We start from the raw sequence: 17908 nt of genomic DNA, 5'->3' as shown, positions 1-17908 counted from the left end.
GTAAATATGGACGGAATTTGAAGGATAGACTGCTGAATATGGCAGCGCTTGACTTGGAGTGTACTCCAGGTTGTAGAGTGTGAGTGTTACTAAAATTATTCAAACAAATTCATACAGAAACGGGGTAAAACCATGTCACATACAAAGACTGCTCTGATTACTGGAGCTAACAAAGGGATTGGATACGCAGCAGCTAGACAATTGGGAGCCTTAGGATATACTGTCCTGCTAGGAGCAAGAAGCGAGGCAAGAGGAAAGGAAGCGGCGGCGAAGCTGGTAAGCGAAGGTTACGATGCTCGTCACATTGTGCTCGACGTTACGGATCAAGGTACGATTGATGCTGCCTCCAAGCAAATCGCGGATGAGTTCGGATCACTCGATGTATTGGTTAATAATGCGGGAGCTTCTTTTGAAGCATTTGCATCGCCAAGCCAACTGGAATTGTCTGATTTAAAGGCAACGTATGAGACGAACTTTTTCGGTGTGTTTGCTGTAACGAAAGCATTCCTTCCTTTGCTGACTGAGGCTCCTGCAGGCAGAATTGTTAATGTATCCAGCGGACTCGGGTCATTGGCCTTTATGAGTGATACGGCTGCTGAATACGCTAATTTTAACTTCCTTGCTTACCCTAGCTCCAAAACGGCTGTGAATGCATTGACGATCATGTTCGCCAAGGAATTTAGAAATACACCACTGAAGATCAACGCGGCTGACCCGGGTTATACCTCTACAGACTTAACAGGTAATCAAGGTCATCGTTCAGCTGAGCAGGCGGCTAAAATTATTACTCACCTTGCGACACTGCCGGAAGACGGACCAACCGGAGGTTTCTTTAACGAAAATGGCGTGGTGCTTTGGTAAGCTTATCTCTGAAGTGTAGACCCCTTCACCAGTCTTCTTAACAGTGAAAAGAGGGGAACCTCCCCTAACAGTTTTAACAATGAAAAAGGTGGCCACCTCCTCAACTAACGGTATTTTTGCACCTTATTTCTCTTTAATATAGGCAAATGAGGAAAATAGAGGCATTATTGTATCTTATTTTTTGTAAAAGCACGCAGTAAGGGGTATTCTGGAAGATTTAAGGTACAATATTGCACTTAATCTCCATTAACCCTTGGCTGCAGAGGATTTAAGGTACGAAAATGCCGTTAATTACACTTCGGTCCTTCTTATACAAGCTCTCTTTTTTCTTGGCTATGTTTGTTTTTATGCCATTCTTTATAGCATCAAAGTAAATTAATATAAGGACCCGCGACAGAGCTGATTTTAAAAGGCTATTTCGCGGGTTTTGTTCCGAGCTGTATGGTAAGTGGTAAGTGGTAAGCGATCGCTGGTAAGTTTTCGCAGCAGATTGACTATAACTGAATGATCGTTTATTATACAGGAGTGAGATTAATAGATAATATCGAAGCAGAAACGAAGCCGCGATATTTAATAAAAGGAGAGAATATCAATGTCTAAACCAAACGTATGGTTCATTACCGGCAGCTCCAGAGGTCTTGGACGCAGTCTGACAGAAGTTGTTCTGAAAAAAGGGGATTATGTTATTGCAACTGCCCGCAACCCGCAGTCACTGAATGATTTGGTTGAACAATACGGTGAGCAGATTCATCCGCTTGCGCTAGATGTCAGTGATGAGCAAGCTGTATCTGCTGCGGTTGAACAAGCCCATCAAGTGTTTGGACGTTTGGATGTCGTGGTTAACAATGCCGGGTATGGTGATGTCGCTGCGGTTGAAGATGTCACGCTGGATGATTTCCGGGCCCAGATTGATACGAACTTCTATGGTGTTGTCTATGTTTCCAAGGCTGTCGTTCCGATTTTGCGCAAACAGGGCAGTGGGCATATCATCCAGATTTCATCTGTAGGCGGCCGGATTGCTACTATGGGCTTAGCGGCGTATCAAAGTGCAAAATGGGCTGTTGGCGGGTTCTCCGAGGTACTGGCACAAGAAGTGGCGCCTTTTGGCATCAAGGTAACTGTCATTGAGCCAGGCGGCATGCGGACAGATTGGGCGGGTTCTTCCATGACTATTCCGCCAATCAGCCAGCCGTATGAACAGACCATTGGAGCGTTAGCTACAATGCTGCAAGAGCATTCAGGTCAATTTGGCAGTGAACCTGAGAAGTTTGCTGAAGTCATTAGCGAGCTAGCCTTGCTGCCTGAGGCTCCTCTTCGTTTGCTGCTGGGCCAGGATGCGGTCGATAATGCAGATGCAGCACAGCAAGCCCGTGCCGCAACGGATGCCAAGTGGCGTCAAGTGAGTGAGACGGTAAATTTCTCTTCCTAAATAATGAAAAGACCAGCATGAATGGTGAATAATAAAAGATAAATCATAGAGGACATCCTGATTTTGGAGCTATATTCCAGTCGGGATGTCCTATTTTTTATGTTTAATAGTCATTTTACGAAACGTGTCATTTTATTTAACATTACTAGACAATTGTCCTTTTTTCGTGCGGAAAAATCTCTAAAATAAGAATCAAATGAGGCAAGCGAAATGGAGGTGAAGAGAGATCGAACAGAAGCGGATTAGAGAGTTTACCGCTACGGTCTATGTCCTGAATGAAGAACGCAACGCGCTCTTATTCATGCGGAGGCAAAAACCGCCGTTTGTCGGGTGCTTTTTCCCGCCAGGGGGGCACTTGGAGCCGAACGAGACGCCGGATGAAGCAGCTGTCAGAGAAGTGTGGGAAGAGACGGGCTATCTAATTCGGCTTGTGTCAGCACAGGAAGACAGTCATACAGAGTCTGGTGTAGTTCCGTTGGCTTTTCCAATCAAGATTCAGCTTGAGCGTATCGATAATCAGCATGACCATATCGATTACATTTATGTTGGAGAAATCATTTCCGGAGCGCGAACGGAAGCCGAAGAGGAGTGGATTTGGCTGGAGGCCATTCAATTGGACGAAGAGCCGGTGCCGGTTGCGGTTCGAGAAATCGCCAAGCGAGTCTTGCAAGATCAGAAGCTCTAGGGGAATAATAGCTGTAAAAAGGTAATGGAGGCTGCAAATGGACAAGTCAGTCCTGCTCAACTTGATGAACAACTACAGATGGCTGCATGACATGCTGGAACACATGCCGCCGGAACTGCTTGTCCATTGGGAACTATGGCGCTATTATCCTGAAGAACTGGTATGTGAGCAAGGTGAGCATCCTGTTGTCTTCTTCATCGTTATAGAGGGGCGCTTGAAAGTAGAGCACATTCTGGAAGACGGCACGATCCTCATTATTGCCTATCTCGATCCGGGGCAAATGATCAGTGATATCGAGATAGCGTTAATGACGCCGTACGTCTGCCGCATTACCGCCGAGATGCAGTCTTCTACACTTGTGCTGAAGAAGGATATATACCAAAGATGGTTGCTGGCGGATAATCATTTCTTACTGTACTTAACGAAACAATTAGCCGGGAAGCTGCATGAGACGGTGCGCAAATCCATTGACCATGTGTCGATGTCCCTCAGGCACAAGCTGCTCCGCTATTTATACGGGCAGGTTGAGCATTTCAATTTTAACCAGCAGGCATCATTTATCATTCCCATCTCTCGCGAAGATATTGCCTCCCAGTGGGGAGTGACGCTGCGCAGTGTGAACCGGGTGCTCAAGGAGCTGAAGGACCGGGAGATCATTTACGTAGATAAAAACCGGATTATCTGCAATGAGTGGAGCCGCTTTTTATTGAAAAAAGAATTAACGGACATGGAAAAATAACATCTAAGGAGTGTTTGTTGTGAGCCAATTGACTTCCATGCAATCAGGATTACCGAAAAGAGGGGTGACCGCCCGTCATATTGTGGCGATGGTGATCAGTGCGCTGATTTTTGGAGCGACCATTTATATTTCCCGGTTTGTCCCTATCAAGTTAGGTACGGTTCAAGTGCTGTATCCTGCGGCGATTTTCGCCCCGCTGTTCGGAGTTTGGTTTGGCGTTTGGGGTTCGGCTGGACTTGTGGTCGGCAATATTCTATCTATGGTTGTGGTTGGTATGAATCCGGCCATCTATCCTCTAGCCTTGCTTGCCCAGTTCATTATGGGGTTCGTTCCGGGGATCGCTTTCCGCAAAGTCCGGTTTGAAGGCGCGAAGGATCGTATTGTTTTCATCGTTACCGTAACGCTGGGGATGATTCTGTCCACGGTATTAGTAGCACTGAACCTGGTCCTCATTCAAAAGATTCCTGGCAATGTCGTATGGGGCACGATTTGGCCTTGGATGCAGGTTAGCAACACGCTCGCTGCAGCCATCTTCAGCCCGCTTCTGTTCGCGTGGATGTCTGACTATATGAATAAGTCCGGCTTGTTTTTCAAAAGGTTTCTAGGCTGACGGGGGTTACACTTATGCAATTGTATTATCCATCGAATTCGCTTCTGCACTACTTGCACGGCTTTACGAAAATATTAGTCTTTGGTTTACTCCTTACCTTTATTCCGCTCTTTATGGACCAGCTCGTAAGTCTGACAGGTCTGCTGCTGGTGTGTTTGGCATTATTCATTTATATTCGTCCCTCACGATGGCATTGGCTGCTGCTCGTTCCCGTTCTGATCCTGTCATTCACGATGAGTTTGTCTTACTTTCTGTCTGACGCAGGTGGAACGTTATACTATCAGGCGGATTTGGGCTATTGGAAAATCATTATTTCTTCTGGTAACATCGTAGTTTCGCTAAAATTTATGTGCCGTATGCTGATTTGGTGTTTGCTCTTCTTCCTGATTCTGTTCACGACCTCTAATGAAGATATTGTTATGGGGCTGAAAAAGTTCGGGCTGCCTGAATTCGTGACATTGTCCGTATCCCTTGCGCTGCGTTACTGGAGCCTGATGATCTTCGACGTCAAAACGGTGATGGACGCGCAATACGTGCGGGGCGTCGATTTTCGCTCAGGCAATCTGTATGCCCGTTCTGTCCGGTTCGCAAGTACGCTTGTTCCAGTTCTGTTCGTTTTCTTGAAGCGATTCCGTACGACCAGCTTCGCCTTGACACTCAAGGGGGCGGGGCGGAAGAACAAGCGGACGTACTATTACAATCCCAGGATTACCGGACTCGACAAACGGGTCATCCTGGCGGGTGGGCTGCTGTTTATCACCTGGCTAGGGCTAAGATGCTTCTTTACTTTATAACAACGGAGGAGAGTCAAGATGATCCGTTTCGATAATTACAGCTGTACGTATTCGTCGGGAAAGCCGATGCTGCATCAATTGAATTTGAATATTACGCCCGGCGAATTTGTGTTTGTCACTGGGCCAAGCGGCGGCGGGAAGTCGACGTTATGCTTTTCAATCAACGGATTGATTCCCCATGAAACGGAAGGTTCCACTTACCAGGGGAGTGTGACGGTGGACGGGAACCGGGTACAAGATGTCTATCCGAACGATCTCGTCTCTGTGGTGGGGACCGTACTGCAGGACCCGGAGTGGCAGCTCGTCAGGGGTACGGTGAAGGAAGAACTGACTTTTGCGCTTGAAAATATGGGCTTCCCCGCTGAAGAGATTGACCGGCGGCTGGAAGAAGTTGTGGAGAGAGTGGAGATCCAGTCGCTGCTGCTTCGCTCCACACTGGACTTGTCCGGCGGGCAGAAGCAGCGAGTCGCCATTGCCGCTTGTCTGATGACGAAGCCGAAGGTCATTGTACTGGACGAGCCGACTGCAGAGCTTGATCCACTTGGCAAAGAAATGGTGCTGGAGACGATTCGCCAGCTGCACCAGGAATGGGGGTATACAATCGTCTTTGTTGATCATAATCTCGATGTTTCTATGCCCTATGTCGACCGGGTAATCGTGGTAGCAGAAGGGGAAATCGTAGCGGATGCTCCGCCAAACCGTCTATACGATGAACCGCTTGTCCGGGAATGGCTGCCGATGCCGCAAGTGATTGAACTGGCACGTAAGCTGGGTGTGAAAATAGAAGACGAGCAGCACAGGGACTGTGATCCGTTGTCAGTGGAAGAACTACGGAAGGCTTTGTACAACAGAGGTGTTGTTCGTCCTGAACCTCCCAGGCAGGAGAGTGATCGTATGTCTGAAGGCGGGGTAACACCTGATGGTGAAACGCTGCTGGAGTTGAAGAATATCACGTTTCGCTACCGCAAGCAGGAAGATGAGATGACCATCAAGCCGCTGAATCTCAAGATCGGCAGGGGCGAATTCGCAGCAGTCATTGGCCGTAATGGTGCAGGCAAATCTACTTTGTGCAAGCTGATTACGGGCCTCTTGAAGCCGCATGGTGGAGAGATGCTGATTCACGGCAAGCCCTCCAGTGAATACCGGGCTGACCAGCGGGCGCGTCACATCGGCTTTGTTTTTCAAAATCCGGATTACCAGTTCGTTCGGCGTACCGTATATGACGAAGTTGCTTATGGCTTAAGTGTGCAGAAGCTGCCGGCTTCTGAGATTGAGGAACGCGTCATGAAAGTGACCAAACTGCTGCAAATCGATAAGTATTTGGAGGAGCATCCCCATTTCTTAAGCCGGGGAGAGCGGCGCAGAGTAGCGATTGCCTCCATACTGGTGATGCAGCCGGAAGTAATTATTCTGGATGAACCGACGACTGGACTTGATTCCGTACGCTGCCGGGAAATGATGGATTATATTGCCGAGCTCTGGCGCCAAGGCCATACCATTATTATGCTTACGCATGATATGCGGGTTGTAGCAGACTATATTCCGCGCACGATTGTACTGTCGCAGGGACAGATTGTGTGGGATGCGCCTACTCGTGAGGTGTTTTCAAAGGGGAAAGAGCTGGAGCGTTATCATATTACGCTTCCGCCAGTGGTTGAGCTGTCGCATATCTGGGGTTGGGCACCGACTGCGCTGACCTCTAATGAGCTGGTGGAGACTTTATCCGCTGCGGCTCTGCCAGAGCCGGCTCTTGGCGGAGGTGCAGAATGAACCGGGAATTTCGCATCATGATGCTCGGCGTCGGCAACGGATTTGTGAAATCAACTTATCATAATAATGCATTGCTGGAAGTGGAGGGTCACCGATTCCTGATTGATTGCGGAGCACTGGCTTGGCACAGCTTGCATGAACTTGGACTCGGCTTTGAGGATATCGATGGCATCTTTATTACACATTTGCATTACGATCATTGCGGAGGGCTGGATGAAGCCGCATTGTACGGAGCCTATGCAGCTGGACGCAAGATGAAGCTCTGGCTACCGGCTCCGCTGCAACACATGTTATGGGAACAGCATTTACGCGGAACTTTGGAGAATACGGCAGAAGGAAAAACGTCGTTAGCAGATTATTTTGATATACAGACCGTCGAAGAAGAGGAAACTTTCTGGTTAACGGCAAGCAGCGGTGCGGGCGTTGCTGGTGTTGTTGGTGAAGTGAGTGATGGTAGTAGTGCTAGTAGTGCTGGTGATGCTGATGGTACTGGTGGTGCTAGTGCTACTAATGCTACTAATGCTACTAATGCTACTAATGCTACTAATGGTGCAGGTGTTGTTAATAGGGCTGGTGGTGACGATGGTAGCTTTGGTGCTGTAGCAGACCACCCGCTACTGCCTATGTACTGGATTCAAACACATCACGTGCCTTCCAAGTTCAGCTGTTCGCTCGTGATCGATAATCGCTTCTTTTATAGCGCAGATATGGTGGCGGACGCAGACCTGGTGTCCAGACTCCACGAAGAAGGAATTACGGATTATTACCATGATTGCAGCTTTGATTCCAGTCCCGTCCATGCGAGCTTCGTAGCCTTATGCCAATACCCTGAAGCTATTCGCCAACATACCTATTTGATGCATTATGGCAAAGCACCGGCAGGTCTTGGAGAAGAAGCACTGTGCGGAATGAGGCTGCTTAAACAGCATGAATGGCGCGTATGGTCGTAGAAGAAGCAAGTTAGAAGAGACGACAAGAGAATGAAACAAGAGAAGCAAGAGAAACAAGAGAAACAAGAGAAACAAGAGAAACAAGAGAAACGAGAGATTGAAACAAAAGTCGAGAAGACATGCAATGGAAGGGGCTCAAGGCTCCCCATGGTGTAAATAAGTGCATTTTTGTACCTTAAATCAGATGCAGCAGGTGTTTTGCTTAAGATAAGTGCATTTTTGTATGTTAAATTTTCCAAATGTCCCTCTTTAGGGCGCTTTTCCAAAAATTAAGCTACAATAATGCTCTTATTTCCTTGAACAACCTAAAAACAAGAAAAATAAGGTACGAAAATGCTCTTATATAGGAATGAAGTGAGTTACGCCAGTTAGAAATGAAGTGAGTTACGCCAAATTCGGAAATGCAGGAGCCACGACAATTTAGGTATGAAGTGAGCTACACCAATTTAGGCATGCAGAGATGATGAGATGAGGGAGGCAGATAGTAAAGGCTCTATTGCCCTGACTAGCAACCATTTTCCTGAAATTATATAGATAACATTAGGAGGAATAGGTGTGAGGATGTTGAATTTTCCGTATATTACAAGGCTTTTGCCGGAATGGATTGGACCTGTCGTAGCTAAGGTATTTGCCAAGATGTGTGATGACACGACAGGCCATGATTTTTTGCATGCAGTGCGGGTCATGGAGCTCTCGGCAAGCATCGCGGAAGAACTTCATGCCGATGTAGATATCGCCGCCGCAGCCGGACTGATGCATGATTACTATCGCAAAGAAGAGAAGCTAACCGGGCGGCTGCATTTCGGTCTTGAGGCGATAGCAGAGCTGCGCCGGGAGTTTGGCTCGTTGATTATTCCAGAGATCGGGGAGAAGGCATTCGATAATATTCTGGATGTCATAGCGCTGCATGAGAGCTATAACACTAACGCCGTTCTTTCGCTGGATGCGCAAATCTTGCAGGATGCGGATCGGCTGGAAGCCATAGGGGCAGTCGGGATTGCCCGTACTTTTATGTTCGGAGGTGCACATGGCCTGCCGATGATTGAGGAGGAGCAGAAATCAATCGTGTCTGCATTTGATCCTAACGTTCCTCCCTATGGCTCGGTCCATATTCATTTCTATGAAAAGCTCTTGAAGCTTGCAGACGGTATGCATACGGCGCCTGGAAAAAGGATGGCTGAGCAGCGCCATCAGGTGATGACCGCATTCTTAAAGCAATTCGAGAGCGAACTGGGACTTAGCTCCCCTGTAGTAACTGCCTTGAAGTAAAGCCACATGATTCTAAAAACACAAAAACCCGCGACAGCCCTGATCTTCCAGAGCGCTTCGCGGGTTTTGCGGATACGGGAGGCTGGGATTCCTGGGATTCTGCCTGACGCAAGCCCTCTGTAATGGCTCCGCCTGCTTGATTAACCTCTCGGCAATCGGGAGTAACGGTTATTTAAGAAACAGTACGTCCGGTCTAATTTCAATGACATCACAGAGGTTGTATTGTTTAAAGCGTTCCAGGCCAGATAGCAACTGCTCCCGATAGTCCAGGATATTCGTCCCAGGCTGTGGCCAAAAGTGCTTCACTATCAAAGTCTTGCTGCTTTTATCCGTTTCCAGTTCGATTCGGCCAATCAGTTGCTGATCGCACAGCACAGGGAGTATATAATAACCGTATTTGCGCTTAGCGGCAGGAACGTAGACCTCCCATGTATATTCGAAGCCGAACAATTCCTGGATCAACTTCCGATCCCACATTAGATTATCCAGCGGAGCGAGAATTCTGGCCGTATTGCCACTAAGCTCATGCTCTGTTGCGGATTCCAATAACTCTATGTTAGTAGCCGAAAGATACAGAGGATGTTTTATGTCTTCGACGGTGATTTCAATAATGCGCCCCTCATGGAGCAATGCTTCGAATGCCCTGTTCCGATCCTGACTTTTAAGTCCGTTAATCCCCAGCCAAGCATCGCTTTGTCTGTTCCACAAGATGCCGATGCTATTGATTCTCCGCAAGACAAACCATTTATAGAATTCTTCCTCTGTCGTATAAGGGGTGGGAGCATTGAAATAGGGCTCGGGTATAAATTGATCGGCCAAGCCATAATATCTCCGAGTCCCTTTTTTATGATGAACAACGGCAAGTCCTGCATAGCACATCGCTTCTAGTGCGGCCTTGGCCAGCCTCTGCGGTCCGTAATGCCAATCTACCCTTTCTTCCAGTACAAAATCGGAGGAGCATGCCGTCTCATGTTCCCTTAGATATGCACTAATGGCGTCAATCGTCTCTTGGTGCTCACGGCACCAGTGCAAATACCTTTCCCTGAATCGTTTAAAAGAAGGCCAATCGCTGATCTCACATATAGACATGTTTTTATCCCATACATCAAACAAAACCCGCTCGGTATACAGATACTGGTCTATATCTCCTTTACGGTATGCAGCGCAGCGGGACTGTAGCGTCAGATCGGGATTACGGCCTACGACATCAAGCGGATCATATTGAATACAGCCAACTTTACGGATATACTCAGCAACTTGATCTATGCTCTGAAGCGCTGAATCATCACTTAAATGATGATAGGTAATTAAGTATTTTCTGATATCTGCTTTTGAAAAGGATGGCTGTGTAATAATAATCCCTGCTTTCTTCAATGAGGAATGATTACAACTCCACTATACCAAACGTCAGTTCTTGTTTACAGTATGAACTAGAGCAATATCATGCAATCTTTTCGTCATCCTTATTGATATAGTTATGAAGAATGTTAAAGGAGGCGTTGTAATGCCAGTGCCAGGTGAATTAAGAACAGCATGTTATGACACAGAACTGCAAGTGGAAGCCTACCGGTTTCAAGGCGTGATGCACAGCTTCCCCAATCATTTTCACGATCATTATGTATTCGGATATATAGAGAACAGTCCGCGCCGTATGCTGTGCAACAATATAGAGTATAGCATTCAGCCCGGTGATCTCCTGATCTTTAATCCTGGTGATGTACATTCCTGTGAGGAGGTGGATGGCAGGCCGTTAGATTATCGGAGCATCAATATCAAGCCGGATCGTATGATGAGCATCATGAACGATATTGCGGGCCGTGCGTTTTTACCTTCATTCACACAGAATGTACTTTCCGGCAGCGAGTTAGCGCCAGCTTTGAGAGAATTGCATGAAATGATCCTTAAGGGCGAGTCTGATTTTATAAAAGAGGAATGGTTCTTCTTTTTTATTAGCCAATTGCTGCAGGATTATTCGAATTCACCGGAGGAGCATGGACGGACTGGAAGGACGGGTTATTCTGAATTCGGGGTCGTGTGCGATTATATGGAAGCTAACTATGCGTCTAAAATTACATTGTCGCAATTGAGCGATTTGGCTGGACTCAGCAAGTATCATTTTCTGCGTTCATTTACCCGGCATAAAGGGCTTTCTCCTTACAACTATTTGGAGACCATCCGAATTGGCAATGCCAAGAAGTTATTGGAGCAGGGAGTGGCTCCTGTTGATGCAGCGCACCTGACTGGCTTTAGCGATCAAAGTCATCTCACCCATTTTTTCAAACGGATGATAGGATTGACGCCCCGGCAGTACATGCGGATCTATCAGCAGGAAACGGTAACAGAAACCCCGGTTTCGGGTGAGCGCCAATGATGAATTCTCGTCACCGGACGACCGCACATATCGCAACCCTGGTCACCATATTGTTTTGGGGAACTACCTTCATCTCGTCCAAGGTACTTTTGAGCGATTTTAGTCCCATGGAGATTTTGTTTACCCGGTTTCTGATTGGTTATGCTGCATTGTGGATCGTTCATCCAAGACTGATTCCGTTTCAGAAGAGAGCGGAGGAACTACTGTTTGCAGCAGCCGGGCTATGCGGTGTGACCTTATACTTCCTCTTGGAAAATATTGCTCTAACCTATACGTATGCCTCCAATGTAGGCGTCATCGTCACCGTAGCTCCTTTTTTTACAGCGGTGGCTGCGCACTTTATCCTGAAGGATGAGAAGTTGCATTTCCGATTTTTTGTAGGGTTCCTGATTGCGATGATTGGGATTGCGCTTATTTCCTGGAGTGGCAGCTCGAAGCTTCAATTAAATCCGCTAGGGGATTTGCTTGCTGTTCTTGCATGCATTAGCTGGGCTTTGTATTCCATTCTTTTGCGCAAGATCAATCAGTTTCAATACCCTTCAATTGGCATGACCCGGAGAGTCTTCTTCTACGGTCTGATTTTTATGCTGCCTGTAACCTTGATTAGCGATTTTCGACTGGATCTGGCTCGGTTTGGGACAGGGTCTCACTTGTGGAATTTTCTGTTCCTTGGTTTGGGTGCTTCAGCCTTGTGTTATGTTAGCTGGAACTGGAGTGTTGGCATTCTGGGAGCGATCAAGACCAGCGTATACTTTTATTTGACCCCTGTAGTTACTGTAATAGCAGCTTATTTGTTGTTGCATGAAAGGATTACAGGTGTTGGTATCGTGGGTATTGCGCTAACCTTGGTAGGTTTAATCGTGTCTGAACAAAGATTCCTTCGTAAGCGCAGGCATGTAACGGATTCTGTCACAGAGCAAGGATCATTATAGACTGAACACCTTTCTCTAAAGATGTGTTCAGTCTATGAGCGCTTTTTTTAAAAAAAGAAGATTCATATCTTGGAATTACTCCACATGTTCCTCCTCAAGATAGATGGTCTCAATCTCGTTAAACGCTGCTTTCAGCCTCTCGACAAGAGATTTAACACCAAAGATCTCTGTGAATGTGTGACTTCCAACGATGAGATTGATGCCAGCGAATTTTGCGTATTGAACAGAGTACAATGATTTCTCACCCGTGATATACACATCGCACTCCGCTTCTTTGGCTTGCCTGATTAGATCGGTGGAATTTCCAGCACCGGTGACTATTCCGACCTTCTTTATCATTGTATTGGAGTTTTTCCATGCCTTCACATCTTCAGCTAATGCGGTTGAGATTCTATCCACTAATTCCTCAAAAGCTATAGGTTCGTTATACTCACCAATACCAATGATTTCGTGGTTGCCCTCATAGTGTGTCTGCTGAGTTATTTTTGATATCCCGATTTCTTGCAAAAGCGAGTTGCAGGTACCAAATTCTGCACAATCCAAAGGGAGATGGATATAAAAATGTGAAATCTCATTTTCGATAAGCTCTTTCACACATTGCTCTTTCACTTCGTATAGAAAATCCCAGGCGTCATGGTGTGTAATAATGAACTGAACTTTGTTATCAACTGCTTTGTGAACCACGTCTGGAGTTAGGTTCGTTGTAAACCCAACCACAATAATGTCCTGTGATTGTGGATTATTATAGCCATACTCATCATTTTCTTTGAATTGTTCAACCAAGTTGCCAAAGGTGCTTTTAATGAAATCATTGAAATCAGTTAGATTCATCTTAATTCCCCCCCTTGAAGTTGCCTCCGATTCTTATTCGATGGCATGTTTGCATAACCCTTTTATGTAAGTTATTGTTTTTAATTTCTTGTTTTTATCTAGAAAGACGTTTGACAAGATTAACAATTTATAATATAACCACATTAGTTATAACTGTTATTGTTATAGGAGATATTAAAATTTAGGAGGCTATTATGAAAATTACAGATCATTTCATACCCGTGTTTACGGATCAACTGGATACAACCGTCGCTTATTATGAATCTCTTGCTAATCAGTCTATGGATCGGAGGTGGGATATTCCTGAGGCAGGCTTATCTCTAGCCACTGTATATCCTTACGTTATCGTATCCGGAAGTCCAGAGGCTTTGGAGCCTGCCAGATCCCTGCGTGCTGTAGTGTACGTGGATTCCATGGACGAATTGAAGAATGAATTAAAGCAGCAAAATACCCTCATCATAAGAGATCAGCACGGTCCTATTGGTCCAAGCATTTTTGTACAGCATCCCGATGGCAGTTTTATTGAATATGTAGAGCCAGCAGCGGTTACTGTTTAACTGACACAAATTTAAATTTAAAAGATAAAAAAAGCTGCTCCACGGATATAGGGAGCAGCTTTATTATACATTTGCTTTGGTACGTAATTGTTCAACAATCTGAGCCAGGGTAACGGAAGCTAATTTATGCTCCATTGCTGTCTGCGCATGGGAGAGCTGCGGTACAAGTACCGACTCAATGTTCATTCCTACAGAGCAATTGGGGTCAGGGTCCTTATGAAAATTGAACAGCTGATTTCCCTCCAAGGATTCAACCGCCCGGAAGATATCTAGAAGGGTTAGACTTTCGGGAGTGACCTGAAGGGAGGCCCCTGCAACTCCAGGTTTTGTTTCAATATACCCTGCTTTTTTGAGCTGGGCCATGATCCGTCTAATGACTACGGGATTACTATTAATGCTTCGTGCTATTCGATCACCCGTACTATATAGTGGATCTAACGCAATCATCGAGAGAATATGGACTGCCATCGAAAATCGACTGCTAATTTGTTTCATCTGCTCACCTTCTTTGCTACACAGTATAGTTCCAAACAATGAACTGGTCAATTCAAACGTCAACTTTGATCTTGTATTACAGCAGCTTCTTTCACTATTTGCCTAAAAAAGCATCGTAGTAGTTCAGTTTCTGAGATAATAGGTCGAGATATTTCTGATATTCTGCGATGTGCTGTTGAACGGTCTCTTTTTGCCGAGAAATGATTTCACGTCTTTCCGGAACAGTGTCGTCCCCAAGAAGGATCAGTTCATTGTAGTGCTTGATCGCTTCAATGGACAAGCCGGAGTCCCGCATGCAGCACAGCATTTGAATCCGCTGTATATCCGTCTCGCTGTAGACGCGTCTGCCATTGTCCATACGGTGAACAGGCGGCAACAGGCCTTCTTTTTCATAATATCGCAGCGTGTGGGAAGCCAAATTGAATTTTTCTGAGACTTCTTTGATGGTATACATGGTTCTCATCCTTCGCACATGAATTACGGCTATTATAACTCTTAAAGTGAACTTCAATACAACTGATAATTTTAGCAAAGTCGCTAATTCCAATTTCCCCCCTTTTCCATTCATGTAGAGAACGGGTATAGTCAAATAAAATAAACCGGGAGCTAAGACGTTGAGTAGGGGGAATTTCAATGAATAGACTTAAGGACGTCTTTACAGATATATTGACCTTTAATGGGATACAAGCGATTGAGATTGTGATGAATGGTGAGGGTTTCTGCGCCAGCATGGATTCACATACAATGCTGATTTGCTTGAACGGCCGAGCAGCGGTGGAGTGGGGGAGTGAAGCTTGTTCACTAGCCCCTGGAGAAATCTGCATACTACCCCCAGGGCAAGAGTCAAAGATTATAGCAGATGAACAAGAGCCCTTTAAAGGCTGGCGAATTCAATTTGATACTTATGTGCTGCAGGAACAGAATCTTTTAGCAAAACATAATCTTGTTCGGTATGAGTGGCTGCGCTGTGAGAATCCTCAAATGCTGGCAGGCCTTTGTGACAGATTACACCAGGTACAGCTAGCTGAGCGGCCAAGCCGGTACAGGGGACAGGCTGATTTTTATCAGCTGATGGCTTTGCTACAATCCTCAACAGCCAGGCCTTCTACTGAGGAAACGTTGGCTGAGGCGATTGCACGTGTATCTAACTATATCAGGGAGCATATTGATCAGGAGTTGAATCGAACCGAGCTTGCGCAGTTAGCCGGACTTAGCCCGGGCTATTTCTCACGAGCCTTTCAGCAGCTAATGGGGCAATCACCGTCAGCCTTTGTCATGGATTTGCGAATGGCCAAGACTAAGGGACTATTGCTATCGGGTAGCGGGGTTAGGGATACAGCCTCCCGAGTGGGATTTGACGATGAATTTTATTTTAGCCGGCGGTTCAAGCAGCAGACCGGAATGTCTCCCTTGACCTATGTAAATAGCCGGAGGAGAAATATTGCCAGTGTATCCGAACCGATCTTTGGAAGCTTGCTCGCCTTGCAGTTACTGCCTAGAGCTGCTGCATTCTATCCGAATCACAAACCGGATGCCAGGATGCTTCGCTTGCATTCGGATGAACAAGGTATAGGACAGATGTGGGGAGAAAATGTAGCCATGCTGCAAGGTGCGAACCCGGAGCTTATTTTCTGTACCGATTTTTTGGATGCACAGGCCCATCATGAATTGGCGCAAATCGCTCCGACCGTCACTGTTCCTTGGCTTACTGCGAATTGGCGTGAACAATTGACGCTCATTGCAGAAGCTGCCGACTTAGAACCAGAGGGACAACAATGGCTGTCAGAGTATGATCGCAAAGCAGAGATTGTCCGGCGCAAGGTACGCGGGAGTCTGGGCAGCGCAACGCTTAATATTTGGCGGATCATGGATAATGAATACCGGGTCTATGGGGATCGGAATGCAGGTTCGGTGCTCTATGGCGATTTTCAGCTTACGGCTACGCATCCATTAGACGAAGTTGATGTGTATGAAATTGTAACTCGAAAAGATCTTCCGGCCTATGACGCCGATGCCCTTGTTATTATGGTTGATCCATCCCCCAAGGCAGCACTAGAGTGGCGGACATTGCAGAGAAGCAAGCTGTTGCAAAATCTGACGGCAGCGAAAAATAACAGAATCTTTGATATTGGCACAGAGAAACTTCTGGAGTATTCTGCTTGGTCTCATGACCGGGCTTTATCTTATTTTGCTGAGCTGTTGAGCAGACGCTAATTTCACTTCCAAAGGTAACAAAAATCCAAATTGCATCTCCCCATAATCCATGTTAATGAGAAGGGTTCAGTGTTATTGTTTGTTGAGAAAGAAAATCATTCTCATGATTATGGAGGGGGAGGTTTTTTATTTTTACTCACATCCCCTGGGATTTGGAGTCATTATTCCAATTGCCTGCCCTATATCCGGTTTTTGAAGATGAGGAGACCGGAATTCATGCCGTATTTTATCAAGGGGTTCCATATAAGGGAAAGGAAACACGAGTATTTGCCTACTATGGAATGTCTAAGATCGAAGAACATAAGCAAGATGAGATCTCTAAGCAGGTCCCTGGGATCATTTTGGTTCATGGCGGTGCAGGGAGCGCATTTTCCCATTGGGTGAAGCAATGGAATGACCGGGGTTACGCCGCAATTGCGATGGATCTTGAGGGACAGGTCTCTTTTGAAAGCTATAACAACATCAGCAGTAGAAGCCATGATCATCTTAGTATGGACCCATCCCAGTCACACTTCTCCGCACATCCTTGGAGCGGCCCCATCAAGCAGGGAGTGTTCGCAGATTATGGTGAAGAATTGCAGGATCAATGGATGTATCACGCTGTAGCCGCTGTGTTATCAGCACACACTATCCTTCGCGCGCTACCTGGTGTGGATGTAGACCGAATTGGGATTACAGGAATCTCATGGGGAGGCATTATTACAAGTCTGGTGTCTGGTTTGGATCGCAGGCTTTCTTTTGCCATGCCTGTATATGGATGTGGCTATCTTTATGAGCCAGGTACTCTCTACGGTCTTGGATTTGCTAAGATGCCGCCTGCTACAGCAGAGCACCTTCGGAGTCTGTGGGACCCGTCTTCTTATCTGCACCAAAGCAAGATACCTATGCTGTGGCTCAACGGCAGCCAGGATTCGCATTTTCCGTTGTCGATCTTTGTGAAGTCCTACGAACAGCATGAACATCACTATGAGGATGCGCCGCTGCAGAGCCGACTAAGCATTCAGCATGGACTACCTCATACCTATCCGGCAGCATGGTCCTGTGAAGAGAGCTATGCTTTTGCAGACAGTATTACAAGAGACGGTCCTGCCTTAATCCGCATTCTTCGCGCAGAGCAGCATGGGGAGCAGGTACAGGTGCTTTTTCAATCGCCGCTTGAGGTGACTAAAGCCGTGCTGTACTGGTGTGAAGATGACTCGGACTGGGGGAACGCCAGTTGGTGTTCGGAGGCGGCCTTTCTGCACAAGGTCGAGAATAGTAATGATCACGGAGAAGCGCATGTCTCTTTGCCTATTGTAGGCGGAGTATTTTATATGCAATTGACCAATGCCAGAGGCTGGATCACCAGTTCCCGTGTCATGAGAGACCATCGAGCTGTATAAGACTCATCAAGTAGAATGA

18 protein-coding genes are annotated in these 17908 nt (G+C 46.4%); 14 read left to right on the top strand and 4 right to left on the bottom strand.

The genetic code is table 11. From position 1 onward, the window contains the following. Positions 1–132: 132 nt before the first annotated feature. The 9 genes from ACFVU8_RS13155 (at position 133) to ACFVU8_RS13115 (ending at position 9107) form a co-directional block, all read left to right on the top strand. On the top strand, positions 133–861 hold the full coding sequence (locus ACFVU8_RS13155) for an SDR family oxidoreductase (protein ID WP_387427759.1): 729 nt from the start codon (positions 133–135) through the stop codon (positions 859–861). Between the two features lie 592 nt (positions 862–1453). Then, positions 1454–2290 (top strand): SDR family NAD(P)-dependent oxidoreductase, encoded by an 837-nt coding sequence (locus ACFVU8_RS13150; protein WP_387427756.1) that lies wholly within the window; start codon positions 1454–1456, stop codon positions 2288–2290. A 226-nt stretch (positions 2291–2516) separates the two neighbouring features. Next, complete coding sequence (locus tag ACFVU8_RS13145; RefSeq protein WP_387428026.1) at positions 2517–2975, top strand: NUDIX domain-containing protein; 459 nt, start codon at positions 2517–2519, stop codon at positions 2973–2975. Between the two features lie 37 nt (positions 2976–3012). Then, a complete protein-coding gene (locus ACFVU8_RS13140; RefSeq protein ID WP_066364668.1) occupies positions 3013–3714 on the top strand; it encodes a Crp/Fnr family transcriptional regulator in 702 nt (233 codons plus the stop codon). Between the two features lie 19 nt (positions 3715–3733). Further along, positions 3734–4324 (top strand): hypothetical protein, encoded by a 591-nt coding sequence (locus ACFVU8_RS13135; protein WP_066364667.1) that lies wholly within the window; start codon positions 3734–3736, stop codon positions 4322–4324. Positions 4325–4338: 14 nt separating this feature from the next. Then, positions 4339–5118: an energy-coupling factor transporter transmembrane component T family protein gene (locus tag ACFVU8_RS13130; protein WP_387427754.1), complete on the top strand. Its 780-nt coding sequence runs from the start codon at positions 4339–4341 to the stop codon at positions 5116–5118. An 18-nt stretch (positions 5119–5136) separates the two neighbouring features. Then, positions 5137–6888 carry an ABC transporter ATP-binding protein gene (locus ACFVU8_RS13125; protein ID WP_387427752.1) on the top strand — a complete coding sequence of 584 codons (1752 nt, stop codon included), beginning with the start codon at positions 5137–5139 and terminating at the stop codon, positions 6886–6888. Next, complete coding sequence (locus ACFVU8_RS13120) at positions 6885–7838, top strand: MBL fold metallo-hydrolase (RefSeq protein WP_387427750.1); 954 nt, start codon at positions 6885–6887, stop codon at positions 7836–7838. Before ACFVU8_RS13125 ends, ACFVU8_RS13120 begins: the two co-directional genes overlap by 4 nt. A 561-nt stretch (positions 7839–8399) precedes the next feature. Then, on the top strand, positions 8400–9107 hold the full coding sequence (locus tag ACFVU8_RS13115) for an HD domain-containing protein (RefSeq protein WP_387428025.1): 708 nt from the start codon (positions 8400–8402) through the stop codon (positions 9105–9107). A gap of 168 nt (positions 9108–9275) precedes the next feature. Here the strand turns inward: ACFVU8_RS13115 and ACFVU8_RS13110 are convergent, their stop codons facing one another. Then, on the bottom strand, positions 9276–10481 hold the full coding sequence (locus ACFVU8_RS13110) for a DNA glycosylase AlkZ-like family protein (RefSeq protein ID WP_387427748.1): 1206 nt from the start codon (positions 10479–10481) through the stop codon (positions 9276–9278). A gap of 136 nt (positions 10482–10617) precedes the next feature. Here ACFVU8_RS13110 and ACFVU8_RS13105 point away from each other — a divergent pair, with 136 nt between their 5' ends. Next, on the top strand, positions 10618–11478 hold the full coding sequence (locus ACFVU8_RS13105) for an AraC family ligand binding domain-containing protein (RefSeq protein WP_387428023.1): 861 nt from the start codon (positions 10618–10620) through the stop codon (positions 11476–11478). Further along, on the top strand, positions 11478–12410 hold the full coding sequence (locus tag ACFVU8_RS13100) for a DMT family transporter (protein ID WP_387428022.1): 933 nt from the start codon (positions 11478–11480) through the stop codon (positions 12408–12410). The genes ACFVU8_RS13105 and ACFVU8_RS13100 overlap by 1 nt, the downstream gene beginning before the upstream one ends. Positions 12411–12485: 75 nt before the next feature. Here ACFVU8_RS13100 and ACFVU8_RS13095 read toward each other — a convergent pair whose 3' ends face one another. Then, the gene (locus tag ACFVU8_RS13095; RefSeq protein WP_387427746.1) at positions 12486–13241 is read right to left on the bottom strand and encodes a Nif3-like dinuclear metal center hexameric protein; all 756 of its coding nucleotides are present in this window, start codon (positions 13239–13241) and stop codon (positions 12486–12488) included. A 194-nt stretch (positions 13242–13435) separates the two neighbouring features. Between ACFVU8_RS13095 and ACFVU8_RS13090 the strand changes: the two genes are divergently transcribed. Next, positions 13436–13798, top strand: coding sequence for a VOC family protein (locus ACFVU8_RS13090; RefSeq protein ID WP_379469475.1), 363 nt, complete (start codon positions 13436–13438; stop codon positions 13796–13798). A gap of 63 nt (positions 13799–13861) precedes the next feature. Here the strand turns inward: ACFVU8_RS13090 and ACFVU8_RS13085 are convergent, their stop codons facing one another. Next, positions 13862–14293 (bottom strand): Rrf2 family transcriptional regulator, encoded by a 432-nt coding sequence (locus ACFVU8_RS13085; RefSeq protein WP_387427744.1) that lies wholly within the window; start codon positions 14291–14293, stop codon positions 13862–13864. Between the two features lie 94 nt (positions 14294–14387). After that, on the bottom strand, positions 14388–14747 hold the full coding sequence (locus tag ACFVU8_RS13080; protein ID WP_066364646.1) for a MerR family transcriptional regulator: 360 nt from the start codon (positions 14745–14747) through the stop codon (positions 14388–14390). A 179-nt stretch (positions 14748–14926) separates the two neighbouring features. On the opposite strand from ACFVU8_RS13080, the gene ACFVU8_RS13075 reads away from it, so the two are divergent. Then, positions 14927–16507, top strand: a complete 1581-nt coding sequence (locus ACFVU8_RS13075) for an AraC family transcriptional regulator (RefSeq protein ID WP_387427743.1) — start codon at positions 14927–14929, stop codon at positions 16505–16507. A gap of 170 nt (positions 16508–16677) precedes the next feature. Further along, on the top strand, positions 16678–17889 hold the full coding sequence (locus ACFVU8_RS13070) for an alpha/beta hydrolase family protein (RefSeq protein WP_387427741.1): 1212 nt from the start codon (positions 16678–16680) through the stop codon (positions 17887–17889). The last annotated feature ends 19 nt before the right edge of the window (positions 17890–17908 follow it).

The organism is Paenibacillus sp. NPDC058177, from assembly GCF_042883835.1.
In the GTDB taxonomy this organism is placed as follows: Bacteria; Bacillota; Bacilli; order Paenibacillales; family Paenibacillaceae; genus Paenibacillus_AQ; species Paenibacillus_AQ agri.
This window is presented reverse-complemented; position numbering and strand designations above follow the sequence as displayed.

What these genes read in the sequence shown, in the direction of transcription:
- ACFVU8_RS13150 (WP_387427756.1), top strand. Translation starts at nt 1,454, where the DNA reads ATGTCTAAACCAAACGTATGGTTCATTACCGGCAGCTCCAGAGGTCTT.
- ACFVU8_RS13120 (WP_387427750.1), top strand. Translation starts at nt 6,885, where the DNA reads ATGAACCGGGAATTTCGCATCATGATGCTCGGCGTCGGCAACGGATTT.
- ACFVU8_RS13130 (WP_387427754.1), top strand. Translation starts at nt 4,339, where the DNA reads ATGCAATTGTATTATCCATCGAATTCGCTTCTGCACTACTTGCACGGC.
- ACFVU8_RS13080 (WP_066364646.1), bottom strand. Translation starts at nt 14,747, where the DNA reads ATGTATACCATCAAAGAAGTCTCAGAAAAATTCAATTTGGCTTCCCAC.
- ACFVU8_RS13140 (WP_066364668.1), top strand. Translation starts at nt 3,013, where the DNA reads ATGGACAAGTCAGTCCTGCTCAACTTGATGAACAACTACAGATGGCTG.
- ACFVU8_RS13115 (WP_387428025.1), top strand. Translation starts at nt 8,400, where the DNA reads ATGTTGAATTTTCCGTATATTACAAGGCTTTTGCCGGAATGGATTGGA.
- ACFVU8_RS13100 (WP_387428022.1), top strand. Translation starts at nt 11,478, where the DNA reads ATGAATTCTCGTCACCGGACGACCGCACATATCGCAACCCTGGTCACC.
- ACFVU8_RS13085 (WP_387427744.1), bottom strand. Translation starts at nt 14,293, where the DNA reads ATGAAACAAATTAGCAGTCGATTTTCGATGGCAGTCCATATTCTCTCG.
- ACFVU8_RS13155 (WP_387427759.1), top strand. Translation starts at nt 133, where the DNA reads ATGTCACATACAAAGACTGCTCTGATTACTGGAGCTAACAAAGGGATT.
- ACFVU8_RS13090 (WP_379469475.1), top strand. Translation starts at nt 13,436, where the DNA reads ATGAAAATTACAGATCATTTCATACCCGTGTTTACGGATCAACTGGAT.
- ACFVU8_RS13125 (WP_387427752.1), top strand. Translation starts at nt 5,137, where the DNA reads ATGATCCGTTTCGATAATTACAGCTGTACGTATTCGTCGGGAAAGCCG.
- ACFVU8_RS13095 (WP_387427746.1), bottom strand. Translation starts at nt 13,241, where the DNA reads ATGAATCTAACTGATTTCAATGATTTCATTAAAAGCACCTTTGGCAAC.
- ACFVU8_RS13075 (WP_387427743.1), top strand. Translation starts at nt 14,927, where the DNA reads ATGAATAGACTTAAGGACGTCTTTACAGATATATTGACCTTTAATGGG.